Genomic DNA, 24,656 nt, shown 5'->3' with positions numbered 1-24,656 from the left:
ACCTCCGTGGTCGGGTGGCCGGTCAGGACGCGAGTGCGCTGGTGGCGCGCACGCCGGTGGGCAGGGCCGCCTCCAGCGCGCGGCAGATCATGTGGACGGCCGCGAGGTGCATCTCCTGCACGGTGGCGGTGTCGCCGTCGAGGCAGATCGCGGCGCTCGCCCGGTCGGCGAGCGGGTTGGGGCCCGGGCCGGTCAGCGCCCAGCAGGCCAGCCCGCGGGCCGCGGCGGCGTCGGCGGCGGCGAGGACGTTCGGGCTGTGCCCGCTCGTCGACAGCAGCACGAGGACGTCGCCCGCGCGGCCGTGGGCGTGGACCTGCCGGGCGAAGACCTCCTCGTAGCCGTAGTCGTTGCCGATGGCGCTCAACGCGGACGTGTCGGTGTGCAGGGCGATGGCCGACAGCGGCATGCGGTCGCCGTCGAAGCGGCCCACGAGCTCGGCGGTGAGGTGCTGGGCCTCCGCCGCGCTGCCGCCGTTGCCCGCCGCCAGCAGCCGCGCGCCCGCCGTGAGCCGGGTGGCGAGCTCGGTGCCCCACCCGGTCAGCACCGGTGCGGCGGCCCGCAGGCCCGCCAGCGCGGCCTCCAGCCGGTCGACGTGGCGGCGCAGCTCGCGCCGGGCGTCCCGGGTGATCGTCTCGGGGGTCTTCTTCTCCGGGGCGCTCATACCGCCCTCCTCGTCGCTCGGGCTGCCGGTGCCTGCCCCGGGCAGCTGTCGATGGCGGCGCGGTAGGCCGCGGCCGTCGCCGCCGCGACGGCCGGCCACGTGTAGCGCCGCAGGACGCGCCGCCGCCCCGCCGCGCCGAGCCGCGCCCGCAGGTCCGGGTCGGCCACCAGCCGCCGCAGCCGGTCGGCCACCTCGCCGGGGCGCCGCGGCGCGACGTGCAGCCCGGTGACGCCGTCGACCACGGTGTCGGCGAGCCCACCGACGGCGCTGGCCACCACGGGCACGCCGCACGCCATCGACTCGAGCGGCACGATCCCGAAGGGCTCGTACCAGGGGGCGCAGACCACGGCGTCGGCCGACCGCAGGAGTGCGGGCACCTGCTCGCGGGCCACCGCACCGGTGAACCGGACGCGGTCGGCCACCCCGGCCGCGCCCGCGGACGCCCGCAACCGGGCCAGGTCGGGATCGGGCGCCGCGGGGTCGTCGGGTCCGCCCGCGACCACCAGCTCGGCGCCCGGTACGTCGCGCATCGCCGCCACCACCTCGTCGACCCCCTTGCGGCGCACCAGCCGCCCGATCGCGACGATCCGCGGCCGGCCGGTGCGCGGGGCCACCGGCCCGTCGGGGGTGAACTCCTCGACGTCGACGCCGCACGGCACGATCGCCATCCGCTCGGGCGGCGCGCCGATGCGGCCCAGCTCGGTGGCCTCGTCGCGGCAGGAGGCGATCACGCGGTCGGCGTTGGCCGCGATGGCGGCCTCCTCCTGCTGCCGCGACGGCGGGCTGGTGTCCTCATCACCCTGCTCGCGCCGCTTGACGTGGCCGAGGGCGTGGAAGGTCTGGACGACCGGGACGCCCAGCGGGCGGGCGGACCACGCCGCGGCCATCCCGGACATCCAGAAGTGGGCGTGCACGACGTCGGGCGCCTCGGTGTGCCAGACGCGCCGCAGGTGCCGGGCGAAGCGGGGCATGTGCGGGAGGAGCTCGTCCTTGGGTACGCGGGCCGCGGGCCCGGCCGGGACGTGGTGGACGCGCACGCCCGGGGCGATCACCACCTGGGTGGGCAGGTCGGGATCGTCGCGGCGGGTGTGCACGGTGACCTGGTGGCCCTCGGCCGCCAGCGCCATCGCCAGCTCACGCACGAGCACGTTCTGCCCCCCGCTGTCGGGGGAGCCGGGTGCCGCCAGCGGGCTGGCGTGTTCGGAGATCATCGCGATGCGCATCAGCTGCCTCCTCCTCCGGCGGCGGCCGGCGCCGGGACCGGGACGTCCGGCCCGGCGACGGCCCGCTCGAGCACCGCGTCCCAGTCGCGCAGGAAGCGGTCCAGTCCGAACCGCGCGCGGGCCGCGGCGCGGGCGGTCGTGCCCGCGGCGGTCGCGGCGGTGGGGTCGGCCGCGAGCTCGGCGATCCCGCGGCGCAGCAGGTCCGGGTCGGTGGCCAGCACGCCCGCGTCCGGCGGCACCGCGCGGGCCGCCTCCGTCGTGGCGAGCACCGCCACGGGCATCCCGAGCATCATCGCCTCGATGAGCGAGAGCCCGAGCGAGGTCCAGCGCGCGGTGTGCACGTAGACCCGGCGCCGGGCCAGCTCGGCGTGCATGCGCTGCTGGGGCTGGTCGCCCATGCCGCGCACCGATGGCGTGCCCAGCGCCGTGCCGAGCCCGGACGTGCCCATCCCGAAGACGTCGATGCCGGCCGGTCCGGCGAGCAGCGGCAGCAGGTCGGTGCCGGTGACCCGGCCGCGGCGCAGCGGCTCGTTGATCACGGCGACCGCCGCGGGCAGCTCGCCGGTCCACCGGTGCCCGGGATCGGGGACGCCGTGCTCGACCACCGTGGTCGCGGTCGTGCCGGAGTCCCACATCAGGTCGTTGAACGCGGTGACGTGCACCAGCAGCAGGTCGTCGCGGTCGGCGACCGGGTGCCGGGTGGTCGCGGCGGGCCCGCCCGGCGTGTTGTGTTCGAGGTACACCGCCGGGACGTCGCGGCCGGGCGTGCGTCCCAGCCAGGAGCGCGCGAGCTCCAGCTCGTCCGGTCGCTGCAGCACGACGACGTCGACGTCGTCGTCCGCCAGCTGGTCGGGCGTGCGCTCCACCGCGTTCGCGGGCCAGTCCCGCCCGGCCCGGCCGCCGCCCCACGGGCCGCCCTCGGGCAGCGTCGGCAGCAGGTACCGGTGCGCACCTTGGACGAACGCCTCCGTGTAGGCGCCGTGCACGTGCCAGATCAGAATGTTCACGTCATCCCAGCTCTCGTCGGGCCCCCGGCCGCATCGAGGCGGCCCCCGCTGAACCGGCGCCACGCGCCCGGCTCGAACGATTCCGTCGCTCGCAAGAGGAGTCGCCGAGCAGTGCCGCGATAAACGAGCGGCGAGGAACTACTACTCCGCGTGCTGATCCATCACCGAGAGCGACGGGCTGCCCTGCACGAGCCGGGTCACCGCGGCGACGACGTCCTCGGCCGTGACGCCGGCCAGGCACGGGTGCCCGGGCACGGGGCACGTCCGCGCCCGGGTGTCGCGGCACGGGGCCTCCTGGTCGCCCAGCAGCACGTGCGCCACCCCGTGGGGCCGCCACCGCACCGCGGGGACGACCGGCGCGAACAGCGACACCACCGGGGTGCCGACCGCCGCGGCCAGGTGCGCGGCCCCCGTGTTGCCGACGACCACCACGGCCGCACCGGCGAGCACCGCGGCGAGCTCGGCGAACGAGGTGCGTCCCCCGAGGTCGAGGCCGGCGACCCCGGCCACCCGCGCCGTCAGGGCGGTCTCGTCCGGCCCGCCCGTCACCACCACGCGCCACCCGTCGGCCGCCAGCAGCTCCGCGGCCCGGGCGTGGTGGTCGGCGGGCCAGCGCCGCGCCTGCACCGCCGCCCCCGGGTGGAGCACCACGTACGGGCCGCCGTCGGCCACCTCCGCCGGGGGCGGGTCCGGGGCGCGTACCGCGAGCCGCCCCGCGTCGCCCGGCGGGAGCCGGTAGCCGGCCGCGGCCGCCACGGCGAGCGCCCGCTGCGGTTCCGCGATGTCCTCGGGGAGGTCCTCGCCGGGCCGCAGCCGCACGTCGAGGAGCGAGCCCGGGTAGTCCACCGAGGCGCCGCTGATCCGCGCCACCCCGGCCAGCCGCAGCACCAGCGCCGTGGGCAGCGGGGACTGGTGGAACGAGGTGAGCACCACGGCCTCGGCGACACCCCGCCCCCGCACCTCGGCGACGAGATCGGCCACGGCGTCCGGCCGCACCTCGGGCGGGTCGGCAGGCACCCACGGCGCGGTCCACGTCAGGACGTCGGCCACGCCGGGCAGCAGCCGGGCCGCCGCGGCTCCGGCCGGCCCGACCAGCATGATCACCTCGGCACCGCTCGCGGCCACCGCGCGCACCGCCGGCCCGGCGAGCAGCACGTCGCCCGCGCCGTCCAGGCGCGCCACCAGCACGCGCGTCACGGAGGCTCCTCGTCGAGCAGGTGGCGCACCGCGGAGAGCAGGTCGGGCCGCACCACCGGCGCCGCCAGCACCTCGGCGGCCCGCGTGACGGGCGTGGGCACGAGCACGGACCGCGCGCCCACCTCGGCCGCGGCCACCACGTCGGCGCCGATGTCCCCGACCACCGCGATCCGCTCCGGCGGCAGCCCGAGCCGGGCGGCCGCGGCCAGCACCATCCCGGGACGCGGCTTGCGGCACGCGCAGCCGTCGTCCGGGCCGTGCGGGCACACGCACCACACCGCGAACGGCCCGAGCATCGACTCCACCCGCGCGTTCACCGCCGCCACCGCGCACTCGTCCAGGTAGCCGCGCGCGATCCCCGACTGGTTGGTCACCACCCCGGTGGCCACCCCCGCCGCGCGCAACGCCGCGAGCGCCGCGCGGGCGGTGGGCATGGGCGCCACCAGCACCGGGTCGCCGTTGTAGGGCACGTCGACCACGAGCGTGCCGTCCCGGTCGAACAGCACCGCCGCGGGCCGGTCGGCACCCGTCACCGGTGGACGGCGAGGGGCGCGTCGGGCAGCGGCGTGCGCAGCGACGAGCGGCCCGCCGCCCACCGGTCCAGCAGGAACTCGCCGAACCGGTCGCCGAGCATGGTCGAGGCCCGCATCCCGAAGACGACGTCGGCGGCGAGCGCGGGTTCCGCGGCCACCAGCGGGGCGATCACGTCGCGGCGCACGAGCTGCTCGTGCACGGCGTCGGCCTCCACGTGCTCGTCGTAGAACTCCGCGTCCACGCCGAGCCGGCGCAGCGCCTTCGCCAGCCGGTCCGACCCCGGCGAGGACGTCAGCTCCACCACCGCGAACTGCCCGACGAGCGCACCCCGCCAGCGGCGGTGCAGGCCCGCGAACGACATGAAGTTCACCTCCGCCAGCACCGGCGCGGGCACGGCGTCGAGGTGGTGGCCGTAGTCGGCGCACAGGTCCAGCGCCTGCATGAGGTCGGCGAACAGCTGCGCGTGCACGCGGCGGGGGTCCCCGGCGCCGTACTCGTCGTGCTCGACGGTGACCACGCCCGCCTTGGCCGCGCCCTCGAGGCGCGGGATGACGAACGCCTGCGGGTCGGCCTCCTTCAGGTGGTAGAGCGAGCGGTGCACCACGTACTCGCGCAGTTGCCAGAGCTCCCCGTGCCGGCGCAGGTGGTGCGAGACGCCCCACGCGTCCGGCGGCTCGTCGAGCAGGCCCTCGATCTCGGCGTCGACGTCGGCGCCCGCGGGGCACTCGGCGCGCACGGCGCCGAGGAAGATCTCCTCCAGCTCCCGGCGCAGGGTGAGCAGCGCCAGGTCCCACTCCCGTTCCGCGTCGACGCCCGCGAAGCCGCGGTAATGCAGCTCGTAGAGGCAGTAGAGGGCGAGCTGGAGGTCCTCGCCGTACGGGTCGAGCGCGCGGTCCACGGTGGACGGGACGGGACGGTCCGCCGCCAGCGCGTCGATCACCGCCTCGGACACCTCACCGCGGGGGGTGGGCAGAGCGGGTTCAGCCATTGCGCGCCCTCCCCGCCCGGCGCCGGTGGCTGGTGTCGCAGAACGGGCGCCTGCGCGTGCGCCCGCAGACGCACAGCGCCGTGACCGGGCGGTCCGAGCGCACGGTGGCGCCGTCCGGCATCTCGATCTCCACCGGGCCCGTCACCAGGACGGGGCCATCCCCCGTCACGACGACCCGGCGCGCGTCACGCTGCATGGTGCGCTCCGATCACGACCAGCTCCTCGACGTCCTCGTCGGGCGCCACGAGCCCGAGGGCGTGCATGTGCGCGGCCCGCGCCCGCATCACCGGGCCGAACGGCACCGTGGCCCGCGCCAGCACGGTCGCGGTGAGCCCGGCCTCGGCCAGCGCCGCCAGCGTGGCGTCGGTGCCGGACACCGCCGAGTGCACCATGACGAGGCGGCCCCCGTCGGCCAGGACCCGCGGCACCGTGCGGCAGATCCGGTCGACGACCGCGCGGCCGTCGGGCCCGCCGTCCCAGCAGCGGCCCACCGCGTGGCGCGGCAGCCGCTCCATGGGCGAGGGCACGTACGGCGGGTTCGCCACCACCAGGTCGAACCGCTCCCCCGCCACCGGAGCGAACAGGTCGCCGCGGCGCACCCGCACGCGCAGCCCGTGCAGCCTGCTGTTGAGCCGGGTGGCCAGCACCGACCGCAGCGAGAGGTCCACCGCGGTCACCTCCGCCGCACCCGCGCGGGCCGCGGCGAGGGCGAGCGCCCCGCTGCCGGTGCCGACGTCGAGCACCCGGCGCCCGACGGCCATCCCGCTGTCGACGATCACCTCGGTGAGCAGTCCCGTGTCGTCCTGTGGCCGGTACACACCGGGCGCCCGTAGCAACATCACCCGAATGAGATGCCCCGCTCGTGGCGGTCGAAACGCGCCATCGGCACCCTCACGTCACCGTCACGTCGCCGGGTAGACCGCCGACCGCAGCAGCCGGGCGAGGTGCGCGGCGTTCGCCGCGAGCGTCTTCTGCACGGTCGCCACGGCCTCCGGGGTGTCCGACAGGTCCTTGTAGTCCGTGCCCGTCATCGCCTCGCCGTTCCAGTACACGCCGCCCTGCGCGGGCACCGTGAACCCGACGTCGTTGAGGCCCTGGAACAAGGCGGCCGTGATCGCGTGCGCGCCGTCCTCGTTGCCGACCACCGCGGTCACCGCCACCTTCCCGAACAGGATCGGGCGGCCCGCGTCGTCGGTCTCCGACAGCTCGGCGTCGAGCCGTTCCAGCACCCGCTGGGCCACGCTGGACATGTTGCCCAGCCACGTCGGCGTGGCCATCACGAGGATGTCGGCGGCCAGCACCTTCTCCCGGATGGCGGGCCACGCGTCGCCGTCACCCATGTCGGCCTGCACGCCCGGGTGGACGTCGTGGTCGACCACCCGTACGACCTCGCCGGACACCCCGTGCCCGGCCAGCGCGTCGAGCACCTGCCCGGCCATCTTCTCGGTGCTCGACTCCCCCGGGCCGGGGGTCAGCGTGCAGTTCAGGGCGAGCGCGGTCAGCGTGCCGTCGGTCGTGGCCATGCCGGGGGCGTACCCGGCCGGGCCCGGCGCATTCAGGACTCGATCTCAGGGCTCGACGAGCCCCGCGCGGATCGCGTACCGCGTGAGGTCGAGCCGGTCGCGCATCCCGAGCTTCTGCAGGATGTTCGCCCGGTGCCGCTCCACGGTCTTCACGCTGATCCCGAGGGTCTCGGCGATCTCGCGCGACGAGTGGCTCTCCGCGATCAGCTTCACGATCTCCTCCTCACGCGGGGTCAGGATCCGGTCCGGCAACCGGTCGCCGCGGCGGGTGCGCTGCAGGTAGTCGCGGATCAGCGCGGTGATCGCACCCGGGTAGAGGAACGGCTCGCCGCGCATCGACGCCCGGCAGGCCTCGATCAGGTCCCGGTCGGCCACCGACTTGAGCACGTAGCCGGACGCGCCCGCCTTGAGCGACTCGAAGAAGTACTGCTCGTTGTCGTACATCGACAGCATCAGGATGTGGATCCGCGGTGCGCGCTGGGAGATCTCCCGGGCCGCCTGGATCCCCGTCAGCCGCGGCATCGCGATGTCGAGGATCGCGAGGTCGACGTCGTCGGCGCTCGCGGCGGCCACCGCCTCGGCACCGTCCGCGGCCTCCGCGACCACCGTCAGGTCGGGCTCCGCGTCCAGGATGAGCCGCAGGCCCTGGCGCACCAGGGCGTGGTCGTCGGCCAGCAGGATCCGGGTCTTGGTCGTCATGCCACCCTCGCCGGCAGCGGCACCGTGAGCCGCACCTCGGTGCCGCGTCCCGGCACCGACGTCACCGCCAGCTCCGCGCCGATGAGCAGCGCACGTTCCCGCATCCCGCGTATCCCGGCGCCTTCGCGCACCACTCCACCACTCCCGTCGTCGGAGATCACCAGCATGACCGCGTCCGCCGACGCGTCGAGCGTGAGCTCGACCCGGCCGGCTCCGGCGTGGCGGGCCACGTTCGTCAGCCCTTCCTGGGCGATCCGGTAGAGCACCAGCTCGACGTCGGCGTCGAGGTCCGGCAGGCTCCGCCCGGGCTTGCGCGTCACGGGGATGCCCGCGGTCTCGCTGAACTCGGTGACGAGGGCGCTCAGCGCGCTCTGCAACCCCAGGTCCTCCAGTACGCCCGGCCGCAGCCGCCGGGCCACCTGGCGCACCTCGTCGAGGCTCGAGCGCACGGTCTCCTGCACACCGCGCAGCTCGTCGCGCAGGTCGTCGGGTGCGCGGTCGGACACCCGTTTGAGGGCCAGCAGCACCGCCGTGAGGCTCTGCCCGATCTCGTCGTGCAGCTCCCGCGCGATCCGCTGGCGCTCCCCCTCCTGCGCGGCGAGGGCGTGGGCGCTGCTCGCGGTGCGCTCGGCCTCGAGCCGGTCGATCATCGCGTTGAAGGTACCGATCAGCCGGGTCAGGTCACCGTTGCCGCGCTCGGCGAGCCGGTCGGTGGGCCGCAGCAGGTCGACCCGCGCCATCACCCTGGTGAGGGCGTCGATGGGGGCCAGGCTCCGGCGCAGCAGCAGCGCGTTGGCCGTGAGGATCACCGCGAGCCCCACCGTCAGCACCGGGATCTCCGTGAGCTGCACGCGTGCCGACACCGTGGCGGGCGAGAGCGCGAGCACCAGCGTGCCGACCGTGAAGACCAGCCCGTTGATCAGCACGATGCGCCGGAAGAGGGACCGGGCCGGACGCTCGCCTCGCACGCTCGCGCCGGGTACCGTCCCGGTTCGCTCGCTCATGCGACCCAGCCTCGCTCCTCGCGCGGGGCCCGTCCATCGGTGTCAGCCCCCTCTCCGGGCTGCGGACGTGCATGTCCCACCCCCCTCGATGTGGGTGTCGGACCCGATGGTGTGCGACCGGCCCGCTGCGAAGACTCGGAGTAGCGGCGGACGGGGCACGAGCGGAGGGGGTGGCGGACGTGGAAGCAGATCAGGCCACGCTGTCCGGCGCCCAGGCCACGGTGCTCTCCACCGCGGTGGGGCTCCTCCTGCTGCTCTGCTCCCTGCGCTCCGTACCGCTCGGTGAGCGGATGGTGGTGGTGCGACGCGGCCGGGCGCGCCTGCGGGGCCCCGGCGTGGTGGCCCTCCTGCCCTTCCTCGACCGCGGCGTGCGCGTTCCGCTGGGCGTGCGCTGGTACGGCGTCGACCGGCTCGAGGCCACCACCCGCGACGCCGTGCGCGTGGCCGTCACCGCAGCCGCCACGGGCACCGTGCAGGACCCCCTCCGCTACGCCACGGCGAGCAACCCCGACCAGGCCGTCGAGTGGGTGCTCGAGTCCGAGCTGCGCCGCCGGCTCGCGGAGCGCGACCTGGCCCAGCTCGCCACGGCCCCGCTCACCGGCGCCACCGAGCTCGCGGCCGCCGTCTCGGCGCGCACCGCGGAGTGGGGTGTCGAGATCGGCGACGTGCAGCTCGGCCGCGTCGAGACGCGCGTCGACCCCTCGCTCGTCCGCTGGGCCACCAGCAGGTGACCGCCATGCACACCCCCGCAACGCCCACCCCCTCAACCCCACCGAGTCGACGAAGGACACGAGACCTCCTGTGGACATCACCCCGAGCACCATCCCCGGCGTCGGCCACTCCCACGAGATCACGACCCGCACCGGCAGGCGATTCAGCGTGCTCGTCGAGCACACCGGGCGGCGGGTGCTCCTCGTCGACCGGACGGGTGGCGCCGACGACGCGGTGCGCGAGCAGATCGTCCTCGACCCCGACGAGGCCGACCAGCTCGCCGACCTCCTGCACCAGCGCTCCGTGGCCGACCGGCTCGCGGAGCTCGAGCGGCAGGTGGCGCGGTTGGCCGGCAACCCGGCGAACCGGCGGGTCGACGCGTAAGGTGCCGCACGGCGCAGCAGCAGTGGCGCACTCGGGGGGACGGTGTCATGAGGGCACGGGAACTCGCGGTACAGGTCCCGACGGTCACCCCGCACGACGCGGTGACCACGGCGGTCCGCGTGATGGCGCAGGGGCACCTGCCCGGTCTGATCGTGGTCGACGCCCGCGAGCGTCCCACGGCGGTGCTCCCGGGCACCCAGGTGCTGCTGCTGACCGTCCCGCGGGCGCACCGGGAGGGCCAGGCGCTTGCCCGCACCATCGACGAGCCGCACGCGGACGCGTTCTGGAAGGAACTGGACAACCTGTCGGTCGGGGACTGCCTGCCGCACAGTCTCTCCCGGCCTGCGATCGTGCGCGAGGACGCCACCCTCCTCGAGATCGCCGCGCTCATGGGCCGCTTGCGCAGCCCGCTCGTCGCGGTGGTCGACGAGCGCGGCGAGCTGGTCGGCGGGATCACGCTCGACCGGGTGCTCGGCCGCCTCACCGCGGACGGTCCACCCGCCTGACCGCCGGGCGGCGCCCATGAGCGCCGTCGCAGCACTCGCGATCTTCGTCGGCGGGTTCTACTACATCGCCACCGAGAAGGTCGACAAGGTCAAGGCGGTCCTCGTGGCCGCGGGCGGGATGACCGTGCTCGGCCTCACGCCGGGCGCCGAGGTCTTCTTCTCCGAGCACGAGGGCATCGACTGGAACGTCATCTTCCTGCTGCTCGGGATGATGATCATCGTCGGGGTGATCAAGCAGACGGGCCTGTTCGACTTCCTCGCGATCTGGGCCGCCAAGCGCTCGCGCGGGCACCCGTACCGGCTGATGGTGATGCTGATGGCCATCACGGCCGTCGCGTCCCCGCTGCTCGACAACGTCACGATCGTGATGCTGGTGGCGCCGGTGACGGTGGTGGTCTGCAACCGGCTCGACATCCCGGCGCAGCCCTACCTCATCGCGGAGATCCTCGCGTCCAACATCGGCGGCGCGGCCACCCTCATCGGCGACCCGCCCAACATCATCATCGGCAGCCGGGCCGGCCTCACGTTCAACGACTTCCTCGTGCACATGACACCGATCGTGGCGATCATCTTCGCCGCGTTCGTGCTGCTCACGAAGGTGCTGTTCCGCCGGTCGTTCCGCTACAACCCCGACCGGGTGGCCGAGGTGATGACGCTGCAGGAGCGGCGTGCGATCACCGACCCCCAGCTCCTGATCCGCTGCCTCGTCGTGCTCGCGGGCGTCGTCGCGGCGTTCGCCCTGCACTCGGTGCTGCACCTCGAGCCGTCGCTCGTGGCGCTCGTGGGCGCGGGTGTGATGCTGCTGGTGTCGCGCGCCGACACCTACGACACCCTGCGCGAGGTGGAGTGGCCCACGCTCGTGTTCTTCATGGGCCTGTTCGTGATGGTCGCCGGGCTGCTGCACACCGGGGTGATCGAGACGATCGGCGAGTACGTCATCGCCGCGGTCGGCAACCACTACCTCGGCGCGGCCACCGCGCTGCTGTTCGGCTCCGCCGTGCTCGGCGCGTTCTTCGACAACATCCCGTACGCGGCCACGATGGCGCCCATCGTCGAGGGTCTGGTGGCCCAGGTCTCCGACCCCACCGCCGCGCAGGCGATGTGGTGGGCGTTCGCCCTCGGTGCCGACTTCGGCGGCAACGGCACCGCGGTGGCCGCCAGCGCGAACGTGGTGGCGATCGGCATCGCGGCGCGAATGGGCCACCCGATCTCGTTCTGGCAGTTCACCCGCTACGGCATCGTGGTCACCCTGCTCAGCACCGCGATGGCGTGGGTGTACGTCTGGCTGCGGTACTTCACCTGACTCTGTTCACCTGATCAGGCCTCACTCGTTCGGGGCATAACTTCCGAAACGGAACCAATTCGTCACCCGAGCCGTCCAAGATCGACTTCGTGACCGCAGCAGGACCGTTCGCCGTGATCGAGTTCATGGAAGCACGCCCCGGACTCGTCGCCGAACTCCTGCGCGCCCACGTCGACGACGGCACCGGGCACTGCCTCGGCTGCTCGTGGCGCCAGTCCGCCGTGCCGATCCACCCCTGCAGCATCCGGTGGTACGCCGAGCGCGCCGCGGAAGCCCTGCGTCACCGTTAGCGGAGCGCCACCGCGGCGATTCCCGCGGTCCAGCCCGGGTAGTCCACCGGCATGTTCGATCGCATCCGCGCCCTCCTGCGCCGCCCCGAGACCGCCGAGGACGACGTCCGCCCCGACCCGGACGTCGCCCGCACCCGGGAGACCGGCGGCCTGCCCACCGAGGAGGGCGACAGCGCCGCCACCACCGGCACCGGCGAGTCCGGCTCGTTCGTCGGGCAGGTCGCAGGCCAGGACCCGGGTGTGGACGAGGAGTCCGGCGCCGAGGCGCGGCGACGGCAGTGAACGCGCCGGGGGCAGACGGAACGCCACCCACGACGAGCGCGGGCGGGTCGCTCTGGTTCGTGCCGGACGCGCCGTCCTACCGGCCGCCCGGCCCCGAGCGCGCGTTCGACGTCGTCGTGCTCGGCGCCGGGATCGTCGGCCTCACCACCGCGCTGCTGCTCAAGCGCGCGGGGGCCCGCGTGGCGGTCGTCGAGGCCGTCCGGGTGGGCAGCGGGGTCACCGGGCACAGCACGGCGAAGGTCAGCGCGCTGCAGTCCACGATGCTCGGCCGCATGGCCCGCGCACGCGGCGACGAGGTGGCCCATGAGTACGCCCGGCTCAACGCGGCGGCCGTGGAGTTCGTGGCCGCCACGGTGGCCGAGGCGGGCATCGAGTGCGACCTGCAGCGCCGGTCGGCCTACACGGCCGCGACCACCGAATCCGCGCTGCCCGACGTCGAACGCGAGGTGGAGCTCGCCCGGGCCGCCGGGCTGCCGGCCGAGTTCACCACCGACGTGCCCCTGCCCTACCCCGTGGTCGGCGCGGCCGTCCTGGACGACCAGCTGGAGTTCCACCCGGTCCGCTACGCCCACGGCCTGGCCGCCGCCGTGCACGGCGACGGCTCGGCGGTGTTCGAGCAGACCCGCGCCGTCGGGGTGCGGGAGCGCTCACCGGTGCAGGTCGAGACCACCGCGGGCACCCTCACCGGCGACCAGGTCGTCGTGGCCACCCATTACCCCGTGTGGGACCGCGGTGGGTACTTCGCCCGGATGAAGGCGCACCGCTCGTACTGCATCGCGGTGCGGCCCGCGGGCGGACCACCCCGGGGCATGACGATCACGACGGGCGGCCCCACCCGCTCCTACCGGTCCGCGGGCGACCTGCTGATCGTCTGCGGCGAGGACCACGTCGTGGGCGAGCGCGGCGTCGACGAGGGCGTCTTCGCCCGGCTGGCCGACCACGCCCGCGAGCACTGGAACGTCGAGGAGGTCACGCACCGCTGGTCGGCGCAGGACCCCGTGCCCTACGACAACAGCCCCATGATCGGCACGTACACGCCCGTCTCGAACCGCATGCTCGTAGCCACCGGCTTCGCGAAGTGGGGGCTGGGCGGCGGCACCATGGCCGCGCGGCTGCTGGCGGACCGGATCCAGGGCCGGCCGGTGCCCGCCACCTTCAGCCCGCACCGGATCGCCCCGCGCGGGCTGCCGACCCTCGCGGCGACCAACCTCAAGGTGGCCGCCGACCTCGTCGGCGACCGGCTGGTACCCGGCCAGGTCCGATCGGCCGCCGAGGTGCCGCCGGGCGCGGCGGGCGTGCTGCGCAACGGCACCGACCGGACCGGCATCTACCGCGACGAGGACGGCGCCGTGCACGCGGTGTCGATGCGCTGCACGCACCTGGGCTGCCTCGTGCGGTTCAACGCGGCCGAGCGCAGCTGGGACTGCCCGTGCCACGGCTCGCGCTTCGACGTGGACGGCGCCGTGCTGGAGGGCCCGGCGGTCCGCCCGCTGCCGCGCCGCTGACGTTCGTCGCTGAACCCTCACTCACGGGCGGGCGGAGGCGGCGATCCGCCGCCGGGCGACCTCCAGGTGGCGGGCGACCTCGCCCGTGATGCGGTCGGCGTCGGCCGCCCGCCGTGCGGCACGTTCGGCATCCGGGAGGGCCCCGTAGTGGATCATGAGGCCCTCGAGGGCGTCGAACAGGTCGGCGATGGCGGCCGACCGGTGGTCGGCGCGGTCCGGGGCTTCGGATTCGGTGGACACACCCGCGGCTTACCCACCGCGGGCGCACCTGCACCATCCCGATTCAGGGACTCGAGGCGACGCGGGCGTCGTGCTCGGCGTGCGCCCGCTCGAGGAGCGTCATCAGCTTCTCCTCCTCGCGGATCCGCGCCCGGTACTTCTCCGGCAGCCTGCGCAGCTGGGCCTCCTCCGCGAGCAGCCTGCGGAAGACGTCCTCGCGCACCTCGGGGTCGACCTCGCAGGTCAGGTACTCCGTGGCGTGCCGCCGCGCGGCCGACACGATGTTCACCGCCCGGCCCTTGGGGCTCACCAGCGAGGCGATCACGGTGACGACCAGGACACCGATGATCACCACCAGCGAGAGGCCGGTGCCGATCTCGACCACGTTCACCGGCTGGCCCTCGTTGATGAACGGGACGTTGTTCTCGTGCAGCGCGTGGAGGATCAGCTTCACGCCGATGAACGCGAGGATCGCGGCCAGGCCGTAGGAGAGGTAGACGAGCCGGTCGAGCAGGCCGTCGAGGAGGAAGTACAGCTGCCGCAGGCCCAGCAGGGAGAACGCGGTGGCCGTGAACACCACGTACACGTTCTGCGTGAGCCCGAAGATCGCCGGGATCGAGTCGAGGGCGAACATGATGTCGGTGCCGCCGATGGCCACCATGACCAGCAGCATCGGGGTCATCATCCGCTTGCCGTCCCGCACCGTGAACAGCTTGTCGCCGTCGTAGTGCTCGGAGGTCCGGAACAGCCCCCTGGCCAGCCGCACCACGATGTTCTCCGGGGACCGGTTCTCCGAGTCGCGCGGCCGCAGGATGTTGCCCGCCGTGATCAGCAGCACCAGCCCGAACAGGTAGAACACCCACGCGAAGGTGTTGATCAGCGCGGCGCCCAGGAGGATGAAGCCGGTGCGGGCGATCAGCGAGAACACGATGCCGAAGAGCAGCACCTTCTGCTGGTCGGCCCGGGGCACCCGGAAGCTGGTCATGATCACGAGGAAGACGAACAGGTTGTCGACCGAGAGCGCCTTCTCCGTGAGGTAGCCCGCGAAGTACTCCGCACCGGTGGCCGGGCCCGCGAGGACCAGCACCCCGACCCCGAACAGGACCGCGATCCCCACGTAGAGCCCCGACCACACGGCGGCTTCCGAGATCGTCGGCACGTGCGCCTTGCGCACGTGGAAGAAGTAGTCGAACGCGAGCAGGCCCACGATCCCGGCGATCGTCGCCCACCAGACCACGGCCGATGTGTCCATCCAGGCTCCCCGGTTCGGGCCGACCAGGGGCCCCACCCTACGGGGCCACCCCCCGGTGGGCGCGCCGGCCGAGGACCGCGTCGACGACGAGAAAACCCAGAAGGCTGATGCCGAACAACGGCGCGAACCAGCCCACCACCAGGGCCGCCACCACCGCCGCGAACACCACCGGCTGCCCCGCCCCGCGCAACCGCCCCCGCGGCACCGGGCGGCCGCCCCACCCACCCGTGGGACGGCGCTGCCACCACATCCGATACCCGAGCAGGATCAACACGATCAGCCCCACGCCGAACGCCACCAGCAGCAGCTGGTTCACCCACCCGAACAACACGCCCATGTGGGCGTCGATCCCCCACCGCGCCAGCTTCGCCATCAGCGGGTAGTCCGCGAACCGCACCTGGTCCACCACCGTGCCGGTCGCGGCATCCACCGCCACCGCGTCCACCTGGGTCGGCCAGCCCCGGCCCACCTCGGTCACGGTCCACGCCGCACCCGCCTCGGTCGGCAGCGCCACCTCCACCCGGCCCGCGTCGATCCCCGCCGTCCGCGCCGCCCCCAGCACCGCATCGAACGCACCCGGGTCGACGTGCCCCGCGCCGGCACCGTGGTCTGCGGCGGCGGCGCCGTGGCCGGCGTGCTCGCCGCCCACCGCCGTCTCCAGCACCGGGTTCTCCCACCCCAGCGCGGCCCGCAGGGCGGCCACGTTCTCGCCCGCGTACGTCGACCAGGTCAAGCCGGTCGCCGACAGGAACAACGCCCCCAGCAGCAACCACACCCCCAACGCGCCGTGCCGGCCGAGCGTGCGCCGCCTGCCGGTCACCCCCGGCTGCGGGCGGACCAGGTCGCGCACGGCTGCCCGGCGGGCCCGCCACCGCGTCACCCACAACGCCACGCCACCCAGCGCCACCACCCACAACCACGACGCCGCCAACTCGCTGTACAAGCGCCCCGGCTCCCCCAGCAGCAGGTTCCGGTGCAGCTGGTCGATCGTCGTCCGCAGCGGCAGCACCCCGCTCGTGCCGTAGGTGACCAGCGCCCCCGTCAGTTCACCGGTGCCCGGATCGACGAACACCGTCCTCCGCTCGGAATCGCCGAGACCGTCTTCGTCGAACAGGACCCGGGTGGTGGCGCCGGGCTCCGGCGCGGGCCGGACGGCCACCAGCTCGCCACCGGGGCTGCCAGCCACCGCCGCCCGCACCTGCTCCGACAACGGCAGCTGCTGCGCCGAGGGCGGCACCCGCAGCTGCTCGGAGTACAGCCAGTCCTCCAGCTGCGGCGTCAGCACGTACAGGATGCCGGTGGACACCGCCACCAGCAGGAACGGGCCCACCAACAAGCCCGCGTAGAAGTGCAGGCGCAGCACCAGGCCACGCCAGGAACTGGCGTTCGTGAACATGAGAGGCTCCCGATTCAGGGTCGCTGGGGCGGCCGGGCACGGCTCAGGTGCCCGGCCGGATCTGCCGGTGAACGGAGGTCAGAGGCAGATCGCGGGAGGACCCCGGTGCACGATCGAGTGCCGCAGCCGGACACCCGGCAGGGCGGCGAACGGTGCGCCCGCCGGGAACGCGGCCGTGAGCGGGTGGGCGCCGCGCCACTCCCGCGGCAACCGGCCGAACAGGCTCCGCAGCAGGGCGACCGTGCGCCGGGCGGCCGCGACGGCACGGCGCTCGCCCCGGCGCAGCCACGCGCCCGCCGCGGCCGCACCGAGCACGTGGACGAGCAGCACCAGCTCCTGCCGCCCGTGGCCCGCGTGCGCGGCCGGGTCGGCGGCGGTGAGCACGAACAGCGCGTGGCCGCCGAACTGCGCCGCGAGCTGCGCCCCGGCCAGGCGTTCCCAGCCGCGTTCGCCGCCGGTGAGCCACCACGCGGGCCCCGCCAGCACGGCGGCGGTGAGCAGCAGCCCGACCAGGGGCGGCGGGGCGCCGGTGGCCAGCGCGTGCCCGCCCGCCGTGGTGGCCAGCGCGGCGGCGACCGCACCGGCGGCCCGCCCCGCGCGGCTGCGCGGGAGAGCGGAGTGCCGATCGGTGCGCACGGCGTGAGGATGCCAGTCACGGGCGGCGCGCGGACCCGATTCGCACATTCCCTGCCGCCGTACGATCACCGACGGGCGTCGAGCGGTCGCCCGCTGCTCCGTCCGTCCGCAGGTCCGCGGGAACCCGGACGAGCGGCGCGACGACTCCCCTTACGGCGAGTGGAGGAGGTCGGCGCTCATGTTCGGGTCCCCGGTGCAGGGCCTGGTGTTCACGGTGGTGTTCGCGGCGACGGGGATGTACTCGCTGGTGCTCCTCGCCCGCGGCCCCGCCGGGACCGACCGGGTGGCCGAGGTGGCGCACCTGCTGATGAGCATCGCGATGATCGCGATGAGCTGGGGGTGGACCGGCGGGCCGGACACCCTGAGCGGCCTCGCGCAGATCGCGGTGTTCGGCCTGTTCGGCGCCTGGTTCCTGGCACACCAGCTGAGCACCGGCGGGCCGGTGCTGTCCGGACCGACCTACCACGTGGTCGTGCTGGGCGCGATGGTGTGGATGGTCGCGGCGACCCCCGGCGGCGGGCACACCCACCACGCCCACCACGCCGCCGCGGCCGCGGCCGGGACCGGGCCGTTGACCCGGCTGGTGACGGTCGCCGCCGCCGCGCTGCTCGCCGCGGCAGCCGTGTGGTGGGTCGCGAGGGCCGTGCGCACCCGCCGGCGCCTCGAGGCCTCCTGCCACGTCCTGATGAGCCTCGGCATGGCGGCCATGCTGATCGCGATGGCGTGATCTCCCCCTCGGCGGGAACCGCGACGCCACCACCGCCGACCCCTCCGCGGTGAGGACGGAGACACGAACAGCTGCCACCGTGGAACTCGCGGTCGGCGGGATGACGTGCGCGGCGTGCGTCGGGCGGGTCGAGCGCAAGCTCGCCAGGCTCGACGGCGTGCTCGCCACGGTCAACCTCGCCACCGGCCGGGCCACCGTCACGCACCCGGCGAGCACACCGGTGGCCGAGCTCGTCGCGGCCGTGGAACGGGCCGGCTACCGCGCCCACCCGGTCGCCCCGGACACCCCGCCCGCCCCGCCGCACGGCGACGTGACCGACCTGCGCAGGCGCCTCGCCGTCGCGCTCCTGCTGTTCATCCCCCTCGCCGACCTCTCGGTCGCGCTGTCGTTCGTGCCCTCGCTGCGCTTCCCCGGATGGGAGCTCGTCGTGGCCGCGCTCGCGCTGCCGGTGGTCGGCTGGTCGGCGTGGCCGTTCCACCGCGCGGCGCTCACCGGGCTCCGGCACGGCACCACCACCATGGACACCCTGGTGGCGCTGGGCATCGCCACCGCGTCGGCCTGGTCGCTGTGGTCGCTCGCCGTGACCGGCGGGCCGCTCTACTTCGAGGTCGCCGCGGGCATCACGACGTTCCAGCTCGCCGGCCGGTACTTCGAGGCCAGGGCCCGCCGCGCCGCGGGTGGGGCGCTGCGCGCGCTCGGTGCGCTGCGGCCCGCCGAGGTCACCGTGCTGCGGGGACCCGCGGGCCGGGAGGCCGAGCACCGGGTCGCGGTGGCCCACCTGCGGCCCGGCGACCGGTTCGTCGTCCGCCCGGGCGAGCGGATCGCGGCCGACGGCACCGTGGTGTCCGGAGCCGCCGCGATCGACGTCAGCGCGATGACCGGCGAGCCGGTGCCCGTCGAGGCCGGCCCCGGCGACGAGGTCGTCGCGGGCACGATCGCGGCGGGTGGCACCCTCACCGTGCGCGCCGACCGGGTGGGCGAGGGCACGCGGCTGTCGCGGATGCTGCGCGCGGTGCAGGACGCGCAGGCCGGCAAGTCGGCCGCGCAACGCCTGGTCGACCGGGTGTCGGTGGTGTTCGTGCCCGCCGTGCTCGTCCTGGCCGGGCTCACCCTCACCGGCTGGCTGCTGGCCGGGGCGAGCGCCGCCGACGCCGTCGTCCGTGCGGTGGCCGTGCTCGTGATCGCCTGCCCGTGCGCGCTGGGGCTCGCCACCCCCACCGCGATCATGGTCGCCACCGGGCGCGGCGCGGAGCTGGGGATCTTCGTGACCGGCTTCCGCGCGCTCGAGGCCGTGCACGCCGCCGACGTCGTGGTCCTGGACAAGACCGGCACGCTCACCACCGGCCGGATGCGCGTCACCGGTGTGGCCACGGCCCCCGGCGTGGCCGAGCAGGAGCTGCTCGCGCTCGCCGCCGCGGTCGAGACCAGCTCGGAGCACCCGATCGCGGCCGCCGTCGTCGCCCGCGCCGGGGACGGGCCGCTGCCCACCGTGGCGGGGTTCCGCGCGCTGCCCGGCCGCGGCGCCCGCGCCACCGTGGACGGGCGGGACGTCCTGGTCGGCCGGCCCGATGCCGTCGGGGAGGCCGGCCCGCTCGCCGGGCAGGTGGCCGAGTGGGCCACGACTGGCGCGACCGTGGTGCTGGTCTCCGTCGACGGCGCCGTCGCGGGCGCGCTGGCCGTCACCGACACGATCCGCCCCAGCGCCGCGCCGGCCGTCGCGCAGCTGCGGGCGATGGGCCTGACCCCCGTGCTGCTCACCGGCGACGCGCCCGCCGCCGCCCGGCACGTCGCCGCCGCCGTCGGCATCGACGAGGTGCACGCGGGCGCGCTGCCCGAGCAGAAGGTCGAGTTGGTCCGCGACCTGCGGGCCGGCGGCCGGACCGTCGCGATGGTCGGCGACGGGATCAACGACGCCGCCGCGCTCGCCACCGCCGATCTCGGAATCGCGGTCGGCTCGGGCACCGACGTCGCCGTGGAGTCGGCCGACCTCGTGCTCGTCCGCGACGACCTCACCGTGCTGCCCGCCGCCGTCCGGCTCGCCGGGGCCACGATCCGCACCATCCGCGGCAACCTCGCCTGGGCGTTCGGCTACAACCTCGCCGCCGTCCCGCTCGCGGTGGCCGGCCTGCTCGACCCGCTGCTCGCCGGGGCCGCGATGGCCCTGTCGTCGCTGCTCGTGGTGTCGCACAGCCTGCGGCTGCGCCGCCAGGTCTGACGCCTACCGGTCCGAGCCCGCCAGCCGGGCGAGCATCGCGTTGTAGGCGGCGAGCTCGGCGTCCCCGTCGGCGTCGGCGCGGCGGTCGGACCGGGACGCCTCGCGGGCGTCGTCACGCGCCCACCGGGTGAGCAGCACGATCACGACCAGCAGCATCGGCACCTCGCCGGACGCCCAGGCGATCCCGCCGCCCAGCTGCTGGTCGGCCGCCAGGTCGGGCAGCCACGGCAGGGCCAGGGAGCGGTAGAAGTCGCCGCCGAGCAGCCGGTCCGAGCTCATCACCACGATCCCGAAGAACGCGTGGAACGGCATCGCCGCCAGCAGCACGGCGAGCCGGCCCAGGTGGGGCAGCCGCACCGGGGCCGGGTCGGAGCCGACGAGCGGCCAGAAGAACAGGTACCCCACCGCCAGGAAGTGCAGGTTCATCAGCTGGTGGGCCCAGTGGTAGCGCAGCGCGGCGTCGAACAGCCCGGTCAGGTAGAGCGCGTAGAAGGAGCCGACGAACAGCGCCAGCGCCACGAGCGGGTGGGCCGCGGCGCGTGCCGTGCGGGAGCCGACCAGCCCCGCGAGCCACTCCCGCGGCCCCGGCGCGCCGCCCCGACCGGCGACGGGCAGGGCGCGCAGCGCCAGCGTGACCGGCCCGCCGATCGCGAGCAGCACCGGCACCAGCATGTTGAGCGCCATGTGCGTCACCATGTGCACGCTGAACACACCCGGCGAGAAGCGGCCCAGCCCGGACGACGTCGCCAGCAGCAGCACCGCGCACCCGGCCAGCCAGGCCACCGTGCGGCCCCGCGGCCAGCCGTCCCCGCGGCGGGCCAGCCGCCGCACCGCCAGCAGGTAACCGCCCGCGAGCAGCAGCGCCGCCGTGCCGAAGAGGATGTTGAACCGCCAGTCGAGCAGCAGCCGCGCCACCGTCACCGGGTCGGGCAGGTCGTGGCCGATCAGCGTCTCCCCGGGGGTGTCGGAGCGCTCCAGGAAGCGCGGGGGAACCCACCGGGCGAGCACGGCACCGAACACCACGGCGCACACCGCGCCGGCCAGCGCCAGGCGCGCGCCGGCCACGACGACGATCCCCAGCACGGCGATCCGCAGCACGGCCACCGTGCCCCACGGCGTCGCGATCAGCGGCCCCGAGCCGGCCCGCAGCACCGTGAGCACCAGCGCCGACACCAGCAGCGCGGTCCCGAGCACCACGACGAACCGGCGGCAGCGACGCTCCACCACCTCGTCGGCGTCCCCGCGTGCCCGCTGCCTCAGCAACGAGGCGAGCAGGCCGACCAGCACGCCACCCACCGCCTGCAGCGCGGACGCATCGGACGTCCAGTCGTGGTTCGCCCCGGTGGCGGCCGGGCCCACCACGGCAGACGGCACCGATGCGGCCACGGCGAGGACCGCGAACGCGGGCACCCAGCGCCACTGCTGCACCAGCGCACCCCCGGCCGCCACCACCAGGAGCCCGGCCGCGGCGATCAGCCACGCCATCGGCTCCTCCAGCGCCGGGTAGAGGTCGAAGCGCCGCGGGTCCAGCACGTCCCCGAGCGCGACCCCGGCCAGGTCCGCCGCCGTCAACGGCCCCAGCAGCAGCGCCGCCACCCCGGCGACCGCCGCCGCCGCGCCCGCCCGGCGCGCCGCCAGCCAGCCGTCCACGTCGAGCACCCCGGAACGCTGCGGCGCCGCGATGAACGCCGCGAACAGCAGCGCTCCCGCCGCGTACCCCGCGCCCAGCTCCGCCAGCGCGCGCAGGGCGGCCACGAGCGCCTGCGCCCCGGCGGCGGGCGCGGGCACCCCGAGCCGCTCGTAGGCGCCCGGGTCGGCGAGCACGAGCAACCCGGCTGCCACCGACGCACCCGCCGCCACCACACCCGACCCGACCCGCACCCGCCGCCACCGCACCCCCAGTGGTCGTCCACGGGGGAGGGCGCGGTTCCGTCCCCGCGCAATTTCTGATGTTCAGGTGTGGATCGTCGGCCGCGTGGGCACTCAGCACCCGTACGTGCCTCACGCACCCGCTCACCTTGGAGAGGGCATGACCATCACCGGAGTCATCACGGCGATCATCATCGGCGCCATCATCGGCGCGCTGGCGCGGCTCATCCTGCCGGGGAAGCAGCCGATCCCGATCTGGCTCACGATCGTCGTCGGCATCGTCGCGGCGTTCATCGGCACCTTCATCGCCCGGCTTCTCGGCATCCCGACGTCCACGAGCGGCATCGACTGGCTCGAACTACTGGTCCAGCTCGTCGTCGCGGTCATCGGCGTCGCGGCCGTCGCGGGCATGTACACCCGCCGGGGCACCCGCGGAACCGTCTGACACCCGCGCTCACCCGGACGACCCCACCGTCACACCTGGCGGTGGGGTCGTCCGCGCACGCTGCACCAGTACGCGGCGACCTCCGCCGGGCTCATCTCCAACCGCACCTTGGCCGACACCGACCGCCCGAAGCTGCGGCGCAGCCCTTTGCGCGCCACCTTCCGCAGGCGGCGCCCGAAGTCGGCAGGCACCTCCTCCCCGCGCACGCGCAGGATCGCCACGAACCCGTGTCTTCGCCGCCCGTGCCGCGGCGCGGAGCGGACGTCCTCGGCCAGCGCCAGCTCCGCCGACATCGGTTGCTTGCGGGAGCTGGTGATCGCACGGGTGAGCTCGGCCTCGATGACGTGCGGATCGACGTCCGCCGGTGCAGTCACGTGGACCACCGCCATGACGTCCGTCGCAGATTCGGTCACGGCTCCTGGTTCCCCGATTCCGGGCCGCCCACCCGCCCGGCGCCGGGTGCGTTCAACCCGAACCCGACGCCCACCATCCTGATCAGGAAGCAGACCGCGGCCGCCCCCAGCGCGGCGGGCAGGCCGTAGACGCCCAGCCCGACGGCCGCCACCGTGATCGCCGAGGCGACCAGCGCCGGGATCGCGTACAGCTCGCTGCGCAGCACCGACGGCACCCTCCCGACCATCAGGTCGCGGATCGTGCCGCCACCCACCCCCGTGATGGTGCCGAGGATGATCGACGGCCAGACCCCCAGCCCGAAGGCCATCGCCTTGCTCGCGCCGATCACGGCGAACACGCTCAACCCCACCGCGTCCAGCACCGTGATCGGCAGCTCCCAGCGGTCCAGCCACCGGGCCAGCACGAACGCCAGCAGCCCACCGGAGGCCGCCAGCGCCAGGTAGGGCCAGTCCCGCAGCGTGGCAGGCGGCACGTCGCCGATCAGGACGTCGCGGACGATGCCCCCACCCATCGCGGTGACCATCCCGAGCGTGACCACCCCGACGATGTCGAGCCGCGTGGCGCGCAGGGCCGTCAGGGCCCCGTTGAGCCCGAACACGAACGTGCCGAGCAGGTCCAACACGGCGAGCAGCGGCTCGGTCGTCATACCCCTTCCTACCCGCACCGGCCCTACTCCGCCGGAAGACCCCACCGTGTCGCCCGCAGTCGGACGACAAACGCGGCCCCGGACGGGAAGGTCGTCCCATGACCGCGAACGCCGCCCCCCGGCGGCTCGGCGCCCGCACCCGCCGCGCCGTGCTGATCGTCCACATCGCCTCGGCAGGCAGCTGGCTCGGCGTCGACGTCGCGATGGCCGTCCTCATCGCCACCGCGATGACGACCGACGACACGGCCACCCTCGTCTTCAGCCTGCAGGCCCTCGAACTCGTGTCCGTCTGGCCGCTGCTGGCGTGCGGCACGATCTGCCTGCTCTCCGGCCTCACCCTCGGACTGGGCAGCAAGTGGGGGCTCGTGCGCTACTGGTGGGTCGCGATCAAGCTGGTGCTCAACGTCGTCCTCACCGGGCTCGTCCTCGTCGCCCTGCAGCCCGAGGTCGCGAAGCAGGCCGACCTCGCCCGCCGGCTCGCCGCAGGTGAAGCCGTGAGCTTCGACCTCAGCAACCTGATCTACCCACCCACGGTCTCCCCCACCCTCCTGCTCGCCGCCATCACCCTCTCCGTCGTCAAGCCGTGGGGGCGGATCCGGCGGCGGGAGACCGCGCCGGCCGGGGCACGCTGAGGGGGCACGCCTCGAGATCGACCTGACGGTCCTCCGAGCGCCACCGTGCAACCGTGGTGTCGACGTCGAGCGCGTGGACAGCAACCCACCTCGAGACCGCACCGGACGGGACGGCTGCTCGCGCATCGGTCGTGGTGCCGGCACACCGGTTGCAGTCGATGTGTGAGCACCGACGGCGGTGTGTGAGGGCAGCCGGAGGCTGCGGCGGGCGCTCCCACACCAGATGTCGTGCCGACACACCGGTTGCAGCCGATGTGTGAGCACCGACGGCGGTGTGTGAGGGCAGCCGGAGGCTGCGGCGGGCGCTCCCACACCAGATGTCGTGCCGACACACCGGTTGCAGCCGATGTGCCGGCGCCTGAAGTGGTGTGTGGGCGGCAAAGCGGTG

Annotated in this window: 29 protein-coding genes; 11 read left to right on the top strand and 18 right to left on the bottom strand. The window is 74.8% G+C overall.

All coding sequences use genetic code 11. The features are described from left to right. Positions 1-22 precede the first annotated feature (22 nt). The 11 genes from ACFPL3_RS23205 to ACFPL3_RS23155 form a co-directional block, all read right to left on the bottom strand. On the bottom strand, positions 23-661 hold the full coding sequence (locus ACFPL3_RS23205; protein WP_379589637.1) for a D-sedoheptulose-7-phosphate isomerase: 639 nt from the start codon (positions 659-661) through the stop codon (positions 23-25). After that, the gene (locus ACFPL3_RS23200; protein ID WP_379589636.1) at positions 658-1,884 is read right to left on the bottom strand and encodes a glycosyltransferase; all 1,227 of its coding nucleotides are present in this window, start codon (positions 1,882-1,884) and stop codon (positions 658-660) included. The genes ACFPL3_RS23205 and ACFPL3_RS23200 overlap by 4 nt, the downstream gene beginning before the upstream one ends. Beyond that, a complete protein-coding gene (locus tag ACFPL3_RS23195) occupies positions 1,884-2,891 on the bottom strand; it encodes a glycosyltransferase (RefSeq protein WP_379589635.1) in 1,008 nt (335 codons plus the stop codon). The genes ACFPL3_RS23200 and ACFPL3_RS23195 overlap by 1 nt, the downstream gene beginning before the upstream one ends. Before the next feature lie 141 nt (positions 2,892-3,032). Then, positions 3,033-4,088: a glycosyltransferase family 9 protein gene (locus ACFPL3_RS23190; protein WP_379589634.1), complete on the bottom strand. Its 1,056-nt coding sequence runs from the start codon at positions 4,086-4,088 to the stop codon at positions 3,033-3,035. Then, the gene (locus tag ACFPL3_RS23185) at positions 4,085-4,621 is read right to left on the bottom strand and encodes a D-glycero-alpha-D-manno-heptose-1,7-bisphosphate 7-phosphatase (protein WP_343944542.1); all 537 of its coding nucleotides are present in this window, start codon (positions 4,619-4,621) and stop codon (positions 4,085-4,087) included. Before ACFPL3_RS23185 ends, ACFPL3_RS23190 begins: the two co-directional genes overlap by 4 nt. Then, complete coding sequence (locus tag ACFPL3_RS23180; protein WP_343944541.1) at positions 4,618-5,610, bottom strand: iron-containing redox enzyme family protein; 993 nt, start codon at positions 5,608-5,610, stop codon at positions 4,618-4,620. The genes ACFPL3_RS23185 and ACFPL3_RS23180 overlap by 4 nt, the downstream gene beginning before the upstream one ends. Beyond that, on the bottom strand, positions 5,603-5,806 hold the full coding sequence (locus ACFPL3_RS23175; RefSeq protein WP_343944540.1) for a CDGSH iron-sulfur domain-containing protein: 204 nt from the start codon (positions 5,804-5,806) through the stop codon (positions 5,603-5,605). Before ACFPL3_RS23175 ends, ACFPL3_RS23180 begins: the two co-directional genes overlap by 8 nt. Beyond that, positions 5,796-6,449 (bottom strand): HemK2/MTQ2 family protein methyltransferase, encoded by a 654-nt coding sequence (locus tag ACFPL3_RS23170; RefSeq protein WP_343944539.1) that lies wholly within the window; start codon positions 6,447-6,449, stop codon positions 5,796-5,798. The genes ACFPL3_RS23175 and ACFPL3_RS23170 overlap by 11 nt, the downstream gene beginning before the upstream one ends. A gap of 63 nt (positions 6,450-6,512) precedes the next feature. Then, positions 6,513-7,133, bottom strand: a complete 621-nt coding sequence (locus tag ACFPL3_RS23165; RefSeq protein ID WP_343944538.1) for a flavodoxin family protein — start codon at positions 7,131-7,133, stop codon at positions 6,513-6,515. A gap of 45 nt (positions 7,134-7,178) precedes the next feature. Continuing rightward, on the bottom strand, positions 7,179-7,832 hold the full coding sequence (locus ACFPL3_RS23160; protein WP_343944537.1) for a response regulator transcription factor: 654 nt from the start codon (positions 7,830-7,832) through the stop codon (positions 7,179-7,181). Then, positions 7,829-8,836: a HAMP domain-containing sensor histidine kinase gene (locus tag ACFPL3_RS23155; RefSeq protein ID WP_343944536.1), complete on the bottom strand. Its 1,008-nt coding sequence runs from the start codon at positions 8,834-8,836 to the stop codon at positions 7,829-7,831. Before ACFPL3_RS23155 ends, ACFPL3_RS23160 begins: the two co-directional genes overlap by 4 nt. Positions 8,837-9,015: 179 nt before the next feature. On the opposite strand from ACFPL3_RS23155, the gene ACFPL3_RS23150 reads away from it, so the two are divergent. From ACFPL3_RS23150 to ACFPL3_RS23120, 7 genes are all read left to right on the top strand, one after another. Next, positions 9,016-9,567 (top strand): SPFH domain-containing protein, encoded by a 552-nt coding sequence (locus tag ACFPL3_RS23150; RefSeq protein WP_343944535.1) that lies wholly within the window; start codon positions 9,016-9,018, stop codon positions 9,565-9,567. Positions 9,568-9,637: 70 nt separating this feature from the next. After that, positions 9,638-9,931, top strand: a complete 294-nt coding sequence (locus tag ACFPL3_RS23145) for a cation:proton antiporter regulatory subunit (protein ID WP_343944534.1) — start codon at positions 9,638-9,640, stop codon at positions 9,929-9,931. A 47-nt stretch (positions 9,932-9,978) separates the two neighbouring features. Continuing rightward, entirely contained in the window at positions 9,979-10,437 is a 459-nt protein-coding gene (locus tag ACFPL3_RS23140; RefSeq protein WP_343944533.1) for a CBS domain-containing protein, read from the top strand. 16 nt (positions 10,438-10,453) lie between these two features. Continuing rightward, positions 10,454-11,740: an ArsB/NhaD family transporter gene (locus ACFPL3_RS23135; protein WP_343944532.1), complete on the top strand. Its 1,287-nt coding sequence runs from the start codon at positions 10,454-10,456 to the stop codon at positions 11,738-11,740. A gap of 89 nt (positions 11,741-11,829) precedes the next feature. Continuing rightward, positions 11,830-12,030 (top strand): hypothetical protein, encoded by a 201-nt coding sequence (locus tag ACFPL3_RS23130; RefSeq protein ID WP_343944531.1) that lies wholly within the window; start codon positions 11,830-11,832, stop codon positions 12,028-12,030. Positions 12,031-12,081: 51 nt separating this feature from the next. Continuing rightward, complete coding sequence (locus ACFPL3_RS23125) at positions 12,082-12,312, top strand: hypothetical protein (protein WP_343944530.1); 231 nt, start codon at positions 12,082-12,084, stop codon at positions 12,310-12,312. Between the two features lie 59 nt (positions 12,313-12,371). Continuing rightward, positions 12,372-13,817: an FAD-dependent oxidoreductase gene (locus ACFPL3_RS23120; RefSeq protein ID WP_379589633.1), complete on the top strand. Its 1,446-nt coding sequence runs from the start codon at positions 12,372-12,374 to the stop codon at positions 13,815-13,817. 21 nt (positions 13,818-13,838) lie between these two features. On the opposite strand, the gene ACFPL3_RS23115 is transcribed toward ACFPL3_RS23120, so the two are convergent. The 4 genes from ACFPL3_RS23115 to ACFPL3_RS23100 all read right to left on the bottom strand — a co-directional run bounded on the left by ACFPL3_RS23115 (position 13,839) and on the right by ACFPL3_RS23100 (position 17,320). Further along, entirely contained in the window at positions 13,839-14,057 is a 219-nt protein-coding gene (locus tag ACFPL3_RS23115) for a hypothetical protein (RefSeq protein WP_343944528.1), read from the bottom strand. A 43-nt stretch (positions 14,058-14,100) separates the two neighbouring features. Next, positions 14,101-15,288: a TerC family protein gene (locus tag ACFPL3_RS23110; protein WP_343944527.1), complete on the bottom strand. Its 1,188-nt coding sequence runs from the start codon at positions 15,286-15,288 to the stop codon at positions 14,101-14,103. Positions 15,289-15,325: 37 nt separating this feature from the next. Continuing rightward, a complete protein-coding gene (locus tag ACFPL3_RS23105; protein WP_343944526.1) occupies positions 15,326-16,684 on the bottom strand; it encodes a PepSY-associated TM helix domain-containing protein in 1,359 nt (452 codons plus the stop codon). A 78-nt stretch (positions 16,685-16,762) separates the two neighbouring features. Further along, positions 16,763-17,320: a hypothetical protein gene (locus ACFPL3_RS23100; protein WP_379589632.1), complete on the bottom strand. Its 558-nt coding sequence runs from the start codon at positions 17,318-17,320 to the stop codon at positions 16,763-16,765. Positions 17,321-17,498: 178 nt separating this feature from the next. Between ACFPL3_RS23100 and ACFPL3_RS23095 the strand changes: the two genes are divergently transcribed. Both ACFPL3_RS23095 and ACFPL3_RS23090 read left to right on the top strand, forming a co-directional pair. Further along, positions 17,499-18,047: a DUF5134 domain-containing protein gene (locus ACFPL3_RS23095; RefSeq protein WP_343943791.1), complete on the top strand. Its 549-nt coding sequence runs from the start codon at positions 17,499-17,501 to the stop codon at positions 18,045-18,047. A gap of 79 nt (positions 18,048-18,126) precedes the next feature. Further along, positions 18,127-20,262 carry a heavy metal translocating P-type ATPase gene (locus tag ACFPL3_RS23090; protein ID WP_343943792.1) on the top strand — a complete coding sequence of 712 codons (2,136 nt, stop codon included), beginning with the start codon at positions 18,127-18,129 and terminating at the stop codon, positions 20,260-20,262. 3 nt (positions 20,263-20,265) lie between these two features. Here the strand turns inward: ACFPL3_RS23090 and ACFPL3_RS23085 are convergent, their stop codons facing one another. Continuing rightward, positions 20,266-22,143, bottom strand: coding sequence for a cytochrome c oxidase assembly protein (locus tag ACFPL3_RS23085; protein WP_379589631.1), 1,878 nt, complete (start codon positions 22,141-22,143; stop codon positions 20,266-20,268). A 148-nt stretch (positions 22,144-22,291) separates the two neighbouring features. On the opposite strand from ACFPL3_RS23085, the gene ACFPL3_RS23080 reads away from it, so the two are divergent. Next, positions 22,292-22,576 (top strand): GlsB/YeaQ/YmgE family stress response membrane protein, encoded by a 285-nt coding sequence (locus ACFPL3_RS23080; protein WP_343943794.1) that lies wholly within the window; start codon positions 22,292-22,294, stop codon positions 22,574-22,576. 29 nt (positions 22,577-22,605) lie between these two features. Here ACFPL3_RS23080 and ACFPL3_RS23075 read toward each other — a convergent pair whose 3' ends face one another. After that, positions 22,606-22,950 (bottom strand): hypothetical protein, encoded by a 345-nt coding sequence (locus ACFPL3_RS23075; protein ID WP_343943795.1) that lies wholly within the window; start codon positions 22,948-22,950, stop codon positions 22,606-22,608. A gap of 35 nt (positions 22,951-22,985) precedes the next feature. Continuing rightward, a complete protein-coding gene (locus ACFPL3_RS23070) occupies positions 22,986-23,636 on the bottom strand; it encodes a trimeric intracellular cation channel family protein (RefSeq protein ID WP_343943796.1) in 651 nt (216 codons plus the stop codon). A gap of 98 nt (positions 23,637-23,734) precedes the next feature. On the opposite strand from ACFPL3_RS23070, the gene ACFPL3_RS23065 reads away from it, so the two are divergent. Next, entirely contained in the window at positions 23,735-24,268 is a 534-nt protein-coding gene (locus ACFPL3_RS23065) for a hypothetical protein (protein ID WP_343943797.1), read from the top strand. Positions 24,269-24,656: the final 388 nt, after the last annotated feature.

The sequence above is a fragment of the Pseudonocardia zijingensis genome (genome assembly GCF_042657305.1).
Classification (GTDB): domain Bacteria; phylum Actinomycetota; class Actinomycetes; order Mycobacteriales; family Pseudonocardiaceae; genus Pseudonocardia; species Pseudonocardia zijingensis.
Note: the sequence above shows the minus strand (reverse complement) of the source record. Positions and strands in the feature narration are given on the sequence as shown.

Excerpts from the sequence above, each read along its gene's own strand:
- ACFPL3_RS23205 (WP_379589637.1), bottom strand. The coding sequence starts at position 661 with ATGAGCGCCCCGGAGAAGAAGACCCCCGAGACGATCACCCGGGACGCC.
- ACFPL3_RS23200 (WP_379589636.1), bottom strand. The coding sequence starts at position 1,884 with ATGCGCATCGCGATGATCTCCGAACACGCCAGCCCGCTGGCGGCACCC.
- ACFPL3_RS23180 (WP_343944541.1), bottom strand. The coding sequence starts at position 5,610 with ATGGCTGAACCCGCTCTGCCCACCCCCCGCGGTGAGGTGTCCGAGGCG.
- ACFPL3_RS23175 (WP_343944540.1), bottom strand. The coding sequence starts at position 5,806 with ATGCAGCGTGACGCGCGCCGGGTCGTCGTGACGGGGGATGGCCCCGTC.
- ACFPL3_RS23170 (WP_343944539.1), bottom strand. The coding sequence starts at position 6,449 with ATGTTGCTACGGGCGCCCGGTGTGTACCGGCCACAGGACGACACGGGA.
- ACFPL3_RS23165 (WP_343944538.1), bottom strand. The coding sequence starts at position 7,133 with ATGGCCACGACCGACGGCACGCTGACCGCGCTCGCCCTGAACTGCACG.
- ACFPL3_RS23160 (WP_343944537.1), bottom strand. The coding sequence starts at position 7,832 with ATGACGACCAAGACCCGGATCCTGCTGGCCGACGACCACGCCCTGGTG.
- ACFPL3_RS23155 (WP_343944536.1), bottom strand. The coding sequence starts at position 8,836 with ATGAGCGAGCGAACCGGGACGGTACCCGGCGCGAGCGTGCGAGGCGAG.
- ACFPL3_RS23140 (WP_343944533.1), top strand. The coding sequence starts at position 9,979 with ATGAGGGCACGGGAACTCGCGGTACAGGTCCCGACGGTCACCCCGCAC.
- ACFPL3_RS23135 (WP_343944532.1), top strand. The coding sequence starts at position 10,454 with ATGAGCGCCGTCGCAGCACTCGCGATCTTCGTCGGCGGGTTCTACTAC.
- ACFPL3_RS23125 (WP_343944530.1), top strand. The coding sequence starts at position 12,082 with ATGTTCGATCGCATCCGCGCCCTCCTGCGCCGCCCCGAGACCGCCGAG.
- ACFPL3_RS23110 (WP_343944527.1), bottom strand. The coding sequence starts at position 15,288 with ATGGACACATCGGCCGTGGTCTGGTGGGCGACGATCGCCGGGATCGTG.
- ACFPL3_RS23105 (WP_343944526.1), bottom strand. The coding sequence starts at position 16,684 with ATGTTCACGAACGCCAGTTCCTGGCGTGGCCTGGTGCTGCGCCTGCAC.
- ACFPL3_RS23095 (WP_343943791.1), top strand. The coding sequence starts at position 17,499 with ATGTTCGGGTCCCCGGTGCAGGGCCTGGTGTTCACGGTGGTGTTCGCG.
- ACFPL3_RS23080 (WP_343943794.1), top strand. The coding sequence starts at position 22,292 with ATGACCATCACCGGAGTCATCACGGCGATCATCATCGGCGCCATCATC.
- ACFPL3_RS23070 (WP_343943796.1), bottom strand. The coding sequence starts at position 23,636 with ATGACGACCGAGCCGCTGCTCGCCGTGTTGGACCTGCTCGGCACGTTC.
- ACFPL3_RS23065 (WP_343943797.1), top strand. The coding sequence starts at position 23,735 with ATGACCGCGAACGCCGCCCCCCGGCGGCTCGGCGCCCGCACCCGCCGC.